Below are 12757 nucleotides of genomic sequence, written 5' to 3' on the forward strand. Positions count from 1 at the left end.
CGCCGCGGGTGGGTTACGATCCGGGAGTGTCGATGGAACCCGGACGGACGCCCGGCACCGGAAGTGCCCTGGTGGAAGCGGTCGATCTGGTGCGCGAGTACCAGATGGGCGAGGAACGGGTTCGCGCCCTCGACGGTCTGAACCTGTCCATCGACGGCGGTCAGTTCGTCTCGGTGGTCGGCCCGTCGGGAGCGGGCAAGAGCACCCTGCTGCACGTACTCGGAGCTCTCGACACCCCGACGTCGGGTCGGATCAGCATCGACGGCGTCGACCTCGGGGCACTCGACGACACCGCCGCCTCCGAGTTCCGGCGCAACCGCGTCGGGTTCATCTTCCAGTTCTTCAACCTCGTGCCGACGATGTCGGCGTGGGAGAACGTCGCGCTTCCGCGACTGCTCGACAACCAGTCGCTCCGCAAGGCGAAACCCCGTGCCGTGGAATTGCTCCGGCGGGTCGGACTCGGTGATCGAATCGACCATCGGCCCTCGGAGCTGTCCGGCGGCCAGATGCAGCGCGTCGCGATCGCCCGCTCGCTCATCATGGACCCGACGATCCTGCTCGCCGACGAACCGACCGGCAACCTGGACTCCAAGACGGGTGAGGCGGTACTCGAACTGCTCTCCGAGGTCGCCCATGACACCCCCGACCGGCTGGTGGTGATGGTGACCCACGACCCGAAGGCCGCCGCGGTCGCCGACACCACCATCACGGTCCGCGACGGGAAGATCGCCTAGTGGCGGGACGGGGTTCTCGGGCCGCCGCCGTCGCCGCCGGTCTCACCCGCATCCGCCTGCTGAATCTGCGCGAGATCCGTACCCACCGGCTGCGCCTGCTCACCTCGCTGGCGGTGGTGGTCGTGTCGTCGGCGTTGCTGATCGCGGTGCTCGGCACCTACGGGTCGGCGTCGGAGTCGGTGCGGGACTTCAACAATGCGGTGTCGGGGGTCGCCGACATCGAGGTCGCCGGTATCACCGACACCGGCGTCGACGAGTCGCTGGCCGGCGAGATCCGTCGCGACGTCGACGCGGCGGCGGCCGTCGTGCCGATGATCCGCGGGTCGGTCGTCGTCGACGGTTCGGCCGTGCCGCTGCTCGGCTCCGATCAGCGCGTCACCCAGCTCTCGGGCAGTCTGCGCGGCGCCCTGCAGCAGGGGCAGGCCGGGACCGGTCCGGGGACCGTCGACCTGGACCGACTGCGCACCGGCGTGTTCGTCGGCCCGGGACTCGGGCTCGACCGCGGAGACCGATTGACCGTCAACGGGATCGAGGTCGAGGTCCTCGAGGTCGTCGGCAACGAGCAGGCCGCCGGTCTCAACAACGGCCGCTTTCTCTTCGCCTACGTCGACCTCGCGCAGCGGCTCGTCGGACTCGAGGGCCGGCTCGACTCGATCCTCATCGTGACCGAGCCCGGCGCCGATCTGTCCGCCGTGCGCTCGCAGTTGCAGGGCATCGTGGACGGCCGTGCGGTGGTGGTCGATCCGGACTTCCGCGCCAAGCAGGCCGAGGTCGCGAGTTCGGTGACCCGCGATGCGACCCTGCTGGTCTCGCTCGTGTCGCTGGTGATCGCCGCCTTCCTGGTGTTCAACACGATGAACATGGCGGTGGCGTCGCGGCGGAGGTCGCTGGCGATGATCCGAGCGTTGGGGGCCAAGCGGTCTCACCTCGTCGGGGACATGCTCGGCGAGGCCGCGCTGATGGGTTTCGTCGGCGGCGTACTCGGCATCCCCCTTGGAATCCTGGCCGGGCGGGCGGTGATCAGCAGCCTGCCCGAACCCCCGGCCGATTCCGTCGGCACCGTCATCAACTATCACCTGCCCGGATACGCGCCCGCGGCGGCGGTGATCGCCTGCGTGGTCGCGTGTGTCGCGGCGACGACGCTGGCCGCGCGGGCGGTGTTCGCGGTCTCGCCGGTGGAGGCGATGGCTCCGGTCGAGGTGTCGGACTCCGCCGCGCGGCGTGGTCCCGCGGTGGTGATCGCCGCGGTGCTCGGGGTCGCCGGCCTGATCGCGTCGTGGGTGGTCGTGGCAACCGTGCCGGGCCGCCCGGCCATCGTCGCCGGCGTCTTCTATCTGGTCGGCGCGCTGCTGCTGTGCTTCGCGCTGTCGAAACCGTTGGCCTGGGCGGTGGTTCGGGTGGCGCGCTGGTTCGGAGGCCCCGGACAGCTCGCCTCGGTGAACACCGAGCGCGCCCCGCGGCGCGCGTGGGCGACGCTGATGACGGTCGCGGTGGCCATCGCGGTCGGCATGGGGACGTCGGGAGCGCTGGACAACCTCGTCTCGTCGATGTCGAAATCGCTCGACGGACTGGGGGATCCGGACTTCTACGTGTCGTCGACGTCGGCCGCGAGCCTGCCCCTGGGTCCGATCCTGCCGCCCTCGGTGGCCGAACGCGTTGCGGCGGTTCCCGGGGTCACCGAGGTCGTCGGTGGTCAGTGGGCCGCGGTCAACATCGGCGAGAGCAAGGCAAATGTGCAAGGGCTCGAGCCGGGTTCGCGCGCACCGTTCATGCGCAAAGCGTCGCCGGAAGCGGTGGCGAGCGTCCTCGCCGGCGACGGCATCCTGATGTCGAGCGTCTTGGCCCGCGCATTGGGCGTGGGCACGGGCGACACGGTGGAACTCGCGACCCCCAACGGTCCGCGGCAGACGGTCGTGCGTGACACCGTCGACTACGTCTCCCTCGACTCCGGTGTGGCGGCCATGTCGCAGGAGTTGCTGGGGGAGTGGTTCGACCGCGACGGCGACACCTACCTTCAGGTGATCACCTCGCCCGATGCCGACCCGGAGCAGGTCCGCCGGGACCTCGAGGCGCTGGTCGACGGTGTCCCGACGACGGGCAACAAGCCGATCAGTGTCTACAGCGGTGCCGAGGCCCTCGCGGCCACCCAGGCCACTGTCGAGCAGGCGGGCGCGTTCGCGGTCGCCATCCAGTGGATCGTCGCCGGTGCGGCCGCGATCGCGCTGCTCAACACGCTGCTGCTGTCGGTCCTCGAACGACGCCGTGAGCTGGGCGTCCTGCGGGCGATGGGGGCCTCCCGCCGGTTCGTCTCGCGGACAGTGCTCGCCGAGGCGGGAGCGGTCGCCCTGGTCGGGTCGGTCCTCGGCGTCGTCCTCGGTGCCGCCATGCATCTGCTCAGCAATCAGATCCTGACCATCACGACGTCCCTGACGGTGCTGTACTCGCCACGGCCGTCGGCCCTGCTCTTCGTGACCATCGCCGTTGCCCTCTGCCTGATCGGTGCCTTCGTCCCCGCGGTCCGGGCCGGGCGGATGAACATCAGCGAGTCGATCCAGAACGAGTAGTCCGGTCGCGGCTGCGCGGTCGGGCGAGATGCGCCATGCCCCGCTCGTCAACTATTCTTGACACGAGCATGATGTCAACATAACCTGACATCATGCACGACGACCACAGCACCGACACCGCACCCGACGCACCGAGCGCCGAGCTGGCCGGAGACGCCGCGAGCGGCGATCCGGCGAGGGGCTTGGCCGCGGTACGCGCCCTGCGCACCCTGGCCGACCGACTCGAGGACGTGCAGGTGGCCAACGCCCGTGCCCACGGGTGGAGCTGGCAGGCGATCGCAGAAGTGCTGCAGATCAGCCGGCAGGCCGTGCATCAGAAGCACTCACAACGTGAGGCCCGCGCGAGTGGGCCAGAAGGAGACACAGATGTTTGAGCGAATCAGTCGCGATGACAAGATGCTGCTGGCTTTCGCCACGCAGGAGGCCGGCGACCTGGGTCACCGGCAACTCGGCCTCGACCACCTGATCCTGGGCATGCTCTGCAACGCCCGCAGCCCGTTGTTCGCGCTGCTGGCCGACCAGGGGCTGACGCTGACGTCGGCCCGGGAGGTGGTCCGGAAGTACCACGACGAGCGCGCGGAACGGTCCGACACCGCGGAGACCGCCGACGACGAGTCGGCCCGCGAACGCTACGAGGAGGATCGAGAAGCCCTGCGCGGCATCGGAATCGACCTCGACAAGGTCCGGGAAGCGGTGCGCGGACGTTTCGGCGAGGACCTGTCCGACGGCTGGGGCGAGCGTGCCGAGCGTGGCCCCCGGGGACGTGGTCACGGGCGTCGGGGGCACCGGCACCATGGTCGCGGTCGCGGACCCCGGCCGGATTGCGGCCCACAGGGTCTCGGGCCAGAGGGTTTCGGGCCGGGTGGTCTCGGACCGGAGGGTTTCGGCCCAGGAGGTTTCGGGCCGGGTGGTTTCGGGCCGGGCGGACCGTTCGGCGGCGAGGGGCCCTGGGAGCCGGGTCGCGGCCGGCGCGGACCGCGGGGCCGGGGCGCCCGTCCGCGTTTCGCGAACGACACCCGGACGGTGTTCGGCCGGGCCATGGAGATCGCGCGGGAACGGGGTGACCGGCGCCTCCGCGCGGAGTACCTGTTGCTGGGTATCATCGACACCGCCGACGACGCGTCGCGGGCGTTGATCGAGTCCGCCACCACGGCCGACGAACTCCGCGCCGCGGTCGTGGCGAGCCTGCCCGACGTCGAGGCGCAGGTCTGATCGTCGGCGCAGGTCTGGCGTCGAGGTCCGTCAGGTGAGCGCGAGCGCAACCGCAATGACGACCGCCCAGGCGAGCATCGCCTTGCCGGTCGTCCCGATCGACGGGATCAGTCCCGGTCCGGCCGCTCCGGTCCGGACCGGGGCGTAGGCCTGCCACAGCAGCGGGAACGTCACCAGGCCGAGCAGCGCCCAGGGGGTCGCGAACGCCAGGACCACGCTCATCGCGAGCGGGGTCAGCAGAAGCACGGCGAACAGGATCCGGGTCCGGGCGTCACCGAGGCGCACGGCGAGGGTGATCTTGCCGGATTCGGTGTCGCTGGGGATGTCTCGGAGGTTGTTGACGACCAGCACGCTGCTCGAGATCGCGCCGATGCCGACTGCGCCGGCCAGTCCGACCCAGTCGATGCGGCCGGCGGAGACGAACTGGGTGCCGAGGACGGCCACGAGCCCGAAGAAGGTGAACACCGCGACCTCGCCCCAGCCGGCGTAGCCGTAGGGGCGTTTGCCGCCGGTGTAGAACCAGGCGCCGGCGATGCAGATCGCGCCGACCAGCACGAGCCACCACGCCGTCGCGATCGCGAGGAGCAGCCCGCAGACCGCCCCGATCCCGAAGCACAGGAACGCGGCGGTCTTCACGGCCCTCGGCGACGCGGCGCCCGACCCGACCAGGCGCATCGGACCGACCCGATCGTCGTCGGTCCCCCGCACGCCGTCGGAGTAGTCGTTGGCGAAGTTCACGCCGATGATGAACGCGACGGCCACCGCCAGCGCGAGTACGGACTTCCACCACGTGACGTCGCCGGAGTGCAGCGCTGCGCCGACACCGACCACGACCGGCGCGATCGCGTTGGGGAGCGTGCGCGGACGAGCGCCCTGGATCCACTGCGAGGGGGTAGCCACGGGGTTCATCGTGTCACGGCCGCGCGCACGAGCCGGCGGCTGCCCGGCAGGTGTAGAACTTCGTAGCGCCTGGCGCGACGACACACTACATCTGCGGGGGCCGTCGAGCGATGGAACCGGTTGCGGCGCAGGTGCGTCTGAAGGTCATGCATCTTCCGCCGGACTTTCGGGCGTTCGCCCTCGACCAGGACGGCGTGTTCACCGCTGCCGATGCCCGCGGACACGGCATCAACCGGTCGGCGGTGCACCGTCGGGTGCGGGCCGGCGAGTGGGTATCGGTGCATCCTCGTGTCTATCGGCTCGCCGACCACCCCGAGACCGACCGCACGCGAATCCGGACCGCGACGCTTGCCGTCGGCACTCACGGGGTCCTCTCGGGACTCGCTGCCGCATGGTGGCATGGGATCGTCGAAGCCCCACCCGCCTTGCCCACGGTCACCGCTCTCCGCGGCCGCCACGGTCATCCGGTGACGGGAGTCCGGATTCTCAACCGCGCTCTCGCCGACGCCGACGTGCTGACCCGGGACGGGCTACCGGTCACCGGGGTCGCGTTGTCGGTTTTGGAGGGTGCGGTAGAGGGCGGCATCGAGGTCATCGATTCCGCGCTGCAGCAGCGGCGCACCACGGTCGAGCGTCTCGTCGAGGCCTACGAGCGGCGACGCCGTTGCGTCGGCGCGGCGGACATGGGTCCGATGGTCGAGCTGCTGGAATCGGGTGCGCGGTCGGCCGCCGAGCGTCTCGCTGTCACGATCCTCCGGACCGCGGGTATCGAAGGGTGGGTGGCGAACCATCCGACCTGTGGGTACGAGATCGACTTCGCCTTCCTCGACCGGATGGTGGCGGTGGAGATCGACGGGTTCGCCTTCCACCGCGACGCGAAGACGTTTCAGCGTGACCGCACCCGACGCAATGCGCTCATCGCGGCGGGTTGGACGGTGCTGAACTACACCTGGGGTGACCTCCGCGACCGAGCGGAGTACGTCGCTACGTCGATCTCCCAGGCACTTGCGACCGCCGCCTGAACTGCAGTTGTCGCACATCGTTGCGCCAGGCGCGACGACACACTACATCTGCGCACCGAAGCGGGCCCGTAACGCGCGACGGTCGTACTTGCCGGGTCCGCGGAGGGGGAGGGCGTCGAGTTCGACGACCCGCCGGGGGGCCGCGTACTTGTCGAGCCGCTCGGTGACCGAACCGCGAATGCGGTTGACGTCGATGCGTTCTCCGGGACGGACGACGACGAACGCGGTGACCGCCTCGCCGAGCCGGTCGTCGGGGAGTCCGACGACGACGCATTCGGCAACCGCCGGGTCGTCGGCGATCACGGCCTCGACGACCTGCGGTACGACGGTCAGCCCGCCGGTCGAGATGGCCTCGTCGGCGCGGCCGACGATCGAGAGCAGCCCGGCGTCGTCGACGCGGCCGAGGTCGTCGGTGCGGAACCAGCCCGGCTCGGCGAAGGCCGGATGGTCGGGCAGATTGCGATAGCCGGAGGCGACGACGGGACCGCCGAGCAGCACGCGCCCGACGCCCTCGGGTGCCGGATCGGCGATGCGGACCGCGACGCCGTCGAGGGGTCGCCCGTCATAGACGCACCCTCCGGCGGTCTCGCTCATCCCGTATGTCGCGACGACCGGCAGACCTTCGTCGATCGCTCTGTACCACAACGGTTTCGGGGTCGCCGCACCGCCGACGAGGATGGCGTCGAGCTCCCGCGAGGCGGCGGTCGCGGCGGGCTGGTCGAGAACCTTGACGAGCTGGGTGGGTACCAGCGAGGTGTATCGCCGCGGACCCTCGAAGTCGCGTACGGCGCGGGCGTAGACCTCGGGATCGAAACCGGCCCGCATGTCCAGGACCACCGGCGTCTGCCCGGCGGTCAGCGCGCGGAGCAGGACCTGCAGGCCGGCGATGTGGTGCGGGGCCAGCGCCAGCAGCCAGTTGCCCGGCCCGCCCAGATGATCGGCGGTGGCCCGCGACGACGCGGCGAGGGTCGCGGGAGAGTGCTGCGCACCCTTGGGGGTGCCCGTCGACCCCGACGTCGAGACGACGAGGGACACGGGGTCGTCGATGGGTGCGCCCACCTGCAGCGCCGAGGCGAGTTCGGCTGCGGCGCGGGCGTCGTCGGGCACGGGCAGGGAGGCCGAGGAACCGTCGAGGATCGCCCGGAGGTCATCGGCGTGGTCGAGCACGGCGTCGGTCGACGGCAGCGGCAGGGTTCGCAGGGTCCTCAGGGCAGGTCCCCATCGGTCGGACCGTCCCCGTCAGGATCGGGCTCGTCGCTGAACGGCCATCCGCGGGCGACGAGGTGCGCGCGTACCCGCGCGATGTCGTCCTCGTGCGGCAGTTCATGGGTGTAGTGGGTGATCTTCACCGCCGCGTCGGTCCGCGATATCGGTTCGGGTGGCGGCGGGGACTCGCGGGCCAGCTCCGCCGACACCTGGCTGACCTCGTCGTCGGTCAGCTGCCGGCGCAGCAGCGCCACGAGCGGTATGTAGTCGTTGTGCGGGACGCCGTCGGGGTAGCCGGCGCGCAACCACTCCACGACCTTCTGCAGAAGTGTCGGGCGGTCCACGGGGTGTCTCCGATCAGAAGCGGGGACGATCACTTGTAGCCGAACGGGAAGATCTTGACGCCGGTGTAGTAGAAGATCGTCTGCCGGGTGATCCAGAGGATCCCGACGACGATCACCAGGATGACGACGCCGAAGATGAGATACGCCACGGCCTTCAGCGCGGGATGCCCATCGGAGGTCGTCCCGTCGGTGGCGACGGAACCGTCGGCGAGGGACCGCAGACGCAACCCGACTGCGAACAGCGCGGGCAGGCCCGCTCCCAGCATCAGTCCGACGATGAGGACCTTGCCGATGGCCTCGAACGTCTCCATTCTCAGGCGCTCCTCTCCGGGTCGTGCTGCACGATGATCTCGGCCGGGATGACCGGCGGCAGCGGGAGGGTCGTGTCGTCCGTCTCGGTGGCGACCGCTTCCTCCCACTCCTCGCCCGCGAGGGCCTCGCCCTCCCAGGCGTCGTTGACGTTCTCGTGGTCGACCTTGTTCTCCTGCGCGCGCCAGTACATGTAGCCCGACGCGACCACCAGGATCGCGAAGATGATGAGGGCCCCGGTGACTTCGCCGAACAGGTGCGCGAGGAAGTAGCAGGCGGCACCGACCGCGCCGGCGGCGGGCAGGGTCGTCACCCAGGCGACGGCCATCCGGCCGGCGACCGACCAGCGGACCTGGGCGCCTTTGCGGCCGACCCCCGAACCCAGGATGGAGCCGGTCGCGACCTGGGTGGTCGAGAGCGCCATGCCCGCGGCACTCGAGGTGAGGATGATGGCGGCCGACGACGCCTCGGCGGCCATGCCCTGCGGCGAGGTGATCTCGACGAGTCCCTTGCCGAGGGTGCGGATGATCCGCCAGCCGCCCAGGTAGGTGCCGATCGCGATGGCGGCGGCGCAGCTGAACACCACCCAGAAGGGGAGTCCGTGGCTGACGCTCGACGCCTCGAGGTGTCCGGTGGCGATGAGGGCCATCGCGATGACACCCATCGTCTTCTGGGCGTCTCCGGTGCCGTGGGCCAGCGAGACCAGCGATGCGGTGGCGACCTGCCCGTAGCGGAAGCCGTCCTCCTTCTGCCGGTCGGCGATCCGGCGGGTGATCGCGAAGACCAGCCAGGTTCCGCACGCCGCGACCAGACAGGCGATGACCGGTGCGGCCAGCGCGGGGATGAGGATCTTGGAGGTGATCCCGGACCAGTTGATCCCGCTGACACCGATCGCGGCCAGGCCCGAACCGATCAGCCCGCCGAACAGGGCGTGGGACGAACTCGAGGGCAGCCCGAAAAGCCAGGTGAAGAGATTCCACAGGATGCCGCCGATCAGGCCCGCGAAGATGATGAGCAGCGCCGTCGTCGCCGACAAGCCGGCCACCAGCTCCCCGGCGTCGGGTCCCGAGGTCTGCTGGATGTTCAGCACGTCCTTGGTGATGGTGGCCGCGACCTCCACGGACAGGAAGGCGCCGACCAGGTTGAGCACCGCCGACAGCCCGACCGCGACCTTCGGCTTCAGGGCGCCGGTGGCGATCGACGTCGCCATCGCGTTGCCGGTGTCGTGGAAGCCGTTGGTGAAATCGAAGCCGAGGGCTGTGACCACCAACAGCACCAGGATCAGCATCTCGCCGCTCATGGTGACGATTGTGGGACCTACCGCCCTCATTTACCTAAACATCGGGCACAGTTCCGGTGCGCGGGGTCCCCGACCGGGGTGGACCTATCGAACGTTCAACAGACCCTCGGAAACCGGTCGCCGCTGTGGAAGAATCCGTCGGCATGACATCGATGAAGCTGGGCATGCCGATCAACTACGCGGGCGACTTCCGCGAGACCATCAACAACCTCGCGGACTTCGAAGCCGCGGGCGTGCAGCGCATCGCGGTTCCGGAGGCCTACAGCTTCGACGCCGTCTCGCAGCTGGGGTACATCGCGGCCAAGACCGAGACGATGGAACTGCAGACCGCGATCCTGCCGATGTACTCGCGGACGCCCACCAACCTGGCGATGACCGCGGCCGGCCTCGACTACATCAGCGGCGGTCGCGCGGTGCTCGGTATCGGCGCATCCGGTCCGCAGGTGATCGAGGGATTCCACGGCGTCAAGTACGACTACCCGCTGGGACGCGCCCGCGAGCACGCCGAGATCTGCCGGATGGTCTGGCGCCGCGAGAAGCTGGACTACCAGGGCAAGCACTACACGTTGCCGCTCGACGAGGAGCATGGCGGCTCGGGACTGGGCAAGTCCCTGAAGATCATCAATCACCCCGTACGCGACAACATCCCGTTGCTCCTCGCCGCCATCGGCCCGAAGAACATCGAGTTGGCCGCGGAGATGTTCGACGAGCTGCAGCCGATCCTGTTCCACCCCGAGCAGATCGACGCGGCCTTCGGTGAGTCGCTGGCGGCGGGCAAGGCCAAGCGCGATCCGTCGCTGGGGGATCTGGGCATCGTCGTCCAGGCCACCGCCCGCATCTCCGACGACGCCGAGCAGATCGACAACGCCAAGCAGCTCGTGCGCCATCATGCCGCCCTGTACATCGGCGGGATGGGCGCCCGTGGGAAGAACTTCTACAACCAGCTCGCCATCCGCTACGGCTACACCGACGAGGCGAAGCTGATCCAGGACCTCTACCTCGACGGCAAGAAGATGGAGGCCGCCGCCGCGGTCCCCGAGGACCTCGTCACGTCGATGTCGCTGATCGGTTCCAAGGCCCAGGTGGCCGAGCGGGTCGCGGCGTTCCGGGAGGCCGGTGTCACGTGCATCCTGGCCTCGCCCACCGCGCCGACCCACGCCGAGCGCGTCACCGAGGTCGAGCACCTGCGCGACATCTTCGGGGGCTGATCTCTCCGATCTAGCAACCCAGTACGGCGGCCTTCGCCAGGCCGCCGTACTGGTACGCGTAGACGCCGGCCCACAGAACCGGGTTGGCGCTGTAGTCGCGCGGTACCGCGTGCATGACGACGTCGCCGTCGAAGCACTGGCCGAAGATGAACCGGGCCCGCACCAGGTGGTAGCTCCAACTGATGACGATGACGTCGTCCCAGTTGTGCTCCCGGGCCATCTGCCGGACGTACATCGCCTCCCCGCGCGTCGTCGAGGGCTCCGGCTCGAAGCACGTGACGGTGATGGTGGCGGTCCCCGCCGAACAGGCGCCGGGCATCATGGCGTCGAACTCCGTATACGGCCGGTAGGGATCGGAGATCAGCACGTGATTGGCGTAACCCCTTCGCGCTAGCTCGATTCCGTAGGCCTCGCGGCCGTCGTGTTCGCCGCCCAGGACGACGATGGCGTCCACCTTGCGCAGCGGGTCCTGGTGGTCGCGGGTGAACAACTGGTAGCCGAGTACGGCGGAGGCCACAATGGCGACGACCAGGACGCCGACGAGGACCCGGAGAGCGCGTTTCATGCCGCGGCGGGGAGTTTCTCGGGGTGCGACGGCGCCGGGGTACCCGGTGGTCCGGTGAGCCGCAGGGCGACGATCAGATACACCAGCATCAGGGACAGATCGGTGACCGAGACGGGGATGGTCACCGTGCTGAAGTCGAGTTGCATACCCAGCACGAAGAAGGCGATGAAGCCGCCGCCGTAGAACGCCACCCACGGCCGGCTCGAGCGCAGGCACCGATAGGCCAGGTAGCAGCCGTAGATCATGATCGCGGTGAACACCACTCCGACGAAGATCCCGCCGCGATACACCGACAGCAGCGGTGCGTTGGCAACATAGTTGATGGTGAAGGCCTGTTCGGGATCCTTGAACTCGGCGATTCCCCATCCGTGCCCGAACAGCCAGTGGCCGTCCATCTTTCCCGGGAACTCACGCAGTGCGTCGGACCGGGCGGTGGAGCCGGTGTCGTCTTCTCCGAAGGAGGAGAAGATCCGGCGACGCGACGCCGGGAACGCGGCCAGCAGCACCATTCCGCCGACGAGCGACCCGGCGATGACGGCGCGACCCCGGGTCGTCATGGTGTGAAATGCGAGCATCAGCAGCAGGCCCAGCACGACGCTGAATATCGCCGCGCGGCTCAGAGTCATGGCGATCGCCGCGAACATTACGACAGCGAGAACCCAGCGCCGGCCGCCGTCGAAGACCAGCATGCTGATCATGAGGGCGGCGAGGAAGCCGATGCCCGCGGCGTTCGGGTCGATGTAGGTGCCGGACAGGCGAGCGGTGACCGACGCGCCGCTGAACACGAAGCGTCCCGCCGATGCCGAGTCATACCCGAAGGGGGACAGCAGATCGAAGGTGCGCGCGGACTTGTCCACGGTCAGCATCACGAGGCCCAGCCCCGCCGACACCGCGGACGCGACGACGAACACCTGGCCGAACAACCGAAGTTGGTCGGGCCGAAGGCGCAACAGTGCCACGACAAGGAGGACTGCGCTCGACCATTTCACGTACTCGACGATGTCGACGGCGCCGTGCAGGGTTGCGACGACGGAGGCACCGCCGACGGCGACGAGCACGCACAGGGCGCGTTCCAGCGGGACGAACGTCCGTACCTCCCGCGTATGGAGCACGGTGGCGAGGAGCACCGCGACGGTGAGCGCGAAGATCATGGGAATCGGTGTGCCGGGCAGATATCCAGCAGGCAGCACAGCGATCACCACCGCCAGGATCCACAGCAGCCACGTCGGATGGGCGAGTCCGACGTACCCTCCGATCACCAGGAAGACCGCAAGGAACGCCGCGGTCACCGCCGTTCCACCGGCCATCAGGCAGACGAAGGCGCCGACCGCCGCCGCGGCCACGATCAGAAGTGAACGAACGATCCCCACTGCGGCATCATCGCACGATCCGA

General features: G+C 69.3%; 13 protein-coding genes. 6 read left to right on the plus strand and 7 right to left on the minus strand.

All coding sequences use genetic code 11. The features are described from left to right. Positions 1-32 precede the first annotated feature (32 nt). The 4 genes from MVF96_RS04995 to MVF96_RS05010 all read left to right on the plus strand — a co-directional run bounded on the left by MVF96_RS04995 (position 33) and on the right by MVF96_RS05010 (position 4510). Entirely contained in the window at positions 33-734 is a 702-nt protein-coding gene (locus MVF96_RS04995; RefSeq protein WP_065629222.1) for an ABC transporter ATP-binding protein, read from the plus strand. Continuing rightward, a complete protein-coding gene (locus MVF96_RS05000; RefSeq protein WP_247451519.1) occupies positions 734-3298 on the plus strand; it encodes an FtsX-like permease family protein in 2565 nt (854 codons plus the stop codon). The genes MVF96_RS04995 and MVF96_RS05000 overlap by 1 nt, the downstream gene beginning before the upstream one ends. A gap of 92 nt (positions 3299-3390) precedes the next feature. After that, complete coding sequence (locus MVF96_RS05005) at positions 3391-3672, plus strand: hypothetical protein (RefSeq protein WP_065629224.1); 282 nt, start codon at positions 3391-3393, stop codon at positions 3670-3672. After that, positions 3665-4510 (plus strand): Clp protease N-terminal domain-containing protein, encoded by an 846-nt coding sequence (locus tag MVF96_RS05010; protein ID WP_247451521.1) that lies wholly within the window; start codon positions 3665-3667, stop codon positions 4508-4510. The genes MVF96_RS05005 and MVF96_RS05010 overlap by 8 nt, the downstream gene beginning before the upstream one ends. A gap of 30 nt (positions 4511-4540) precedes the next feature. Here the strand turns inward: MVF96_RS05010 and MVF96_RS05015 are convergent, their stop codons facing one another. Beyond that, positions 4541-5410, minus strand: a complete 870-nt coding sequence (locus tag MVF96_RS05015) for a 1,4-dihydroxy-2-naphthoate polyprenyltransferase (RefSeq protein ID WP_247451523.1) — start codon at positions 5408-5410, stop codon at positions 4541-4543. 146 nt (positions 5411-5556) lie between these two features. Between MVF96_RS05015 and MVF96_RS05020 the strand changes: the two genes are divergently transcribed. Further along, entirely contained in the window at positions 5557-6432 is an 876-nt protein-coding gene (locus MVF96_RS05020; protein WP_247452057.1) for a type IV toxin-antitoxin system AbiEi family antitoxin domain-containing protein, read from the plus strand. A gap of 42 nt (positions 6433-6474) precedes the next feature. Here the strand turns inward: MVF96_RS05020 and menE are convergent, their stop codons facing one another. From menE to MVF96_RS05040, 4 genes are read right to left on the minus strand one after another with little or no spacing between them, the layout of a single operon-like run. Further along, a complete protein-coding gene (gene menE / locus MVF96_RS05025) occupies positions 6475-7599 on the minus strand; it encodes an o-succinylbenzoate--CoA ligase (protein WP_247451524.1) in 1125 nt (374 codons plus the stop codon). 38 nt (positions 7600-7637) lie between these two features. Beyond that, the gene (locus MVF96_RS05030) at positions 7638-7982 is read right to left on the minus strand and encodes a DUF3349 domain-containing protein (RefSeq protein WP_247451525.1); all 345 of its coding nucleotides are present in this window, start codon (positions 7980-7982) and stop codon (positions 7638-7640) included. A gap of 29 nt (positions 7983-8011) precedes the next feature. Then, positions 8012-8293 (minus strand): hypothetical protein, encoded by a 282-nt coding sequence (locus MVF96_RS05035; RefSeq protein WP_247451527.1) that lies wholly within the window; start codon positions 8291-8293, stop codon positions 8012-8014. 2 nt (positions 8294-8295) lie between these two features. Beyond that, positions 8296-9591, minus strand: coding sequence for an inorganic phosphate transporter (locus tag MVF96_RS05040; RefSeq protein WP_247451529.1), 1296 nt, complete (start codon positions 9589-9591; stop codon positions 8296-8298). A 143-nt stretch (positions 9592-9734) separates the two neighbouring features. On the opposite strand from MVF96_RS05040, the gene MVF96_RS05045 reads away from it, so the two are divergent. Beyond that, positions 9735-10799: an LLM class F420-dependent oxidoreductase gene (locus MVF96_RS05045; protein WP_247451531.1), complete on the plus strand. Its 1065-nt coding sequence runs from the start codon at positions 9735-9737 to the stop codon at positions 10797-10799. Between the two features lie 10 nt (positions 10800-10809). Here MVF96_RS05045 and MVF96_RS05050 read toward each other — a convergent pair whose 3' ends face one another. Both MVF96_RS05050 and MVF96_RS05055 read right to left on the minus strand, forming a co-directional pair. After that, positions 10810-11364: a YdcF family protein gene (locus MVF96_RS05050; RefSeq protein ID WP_247451533.1), complete on the minus strand. Its 555-nt coding sequence runs from the start codon at positions 11362-11364 to the stop codon at positions 10810-10812. After that, complete coding sequence (locus MVF96_RS05055; protein WP_159370175.1) at positions 11361-12734, minus strand: O-antigen ligase family protein; 1374 nt, start codon at positions 12732-12734, stop codon at positions 11361-11363. The genes MVF96_RS05050 and MVF96_RS05055 overlap by 4 nt, the downstream gene beginning before the upstream one ends. Between the last annotated feature and the right edge of the window lie 23 nt (positions 12735-12757).

This window comes from Gordonia hongkongensis (genome assembly GCF_023078355.1).
Lineage (GTDB): Bacteria > Actinomycetota > Actinomycetes > Mycobacteriales > Mycobacteriaceae > Gordonia > Gordonia hongkongensis.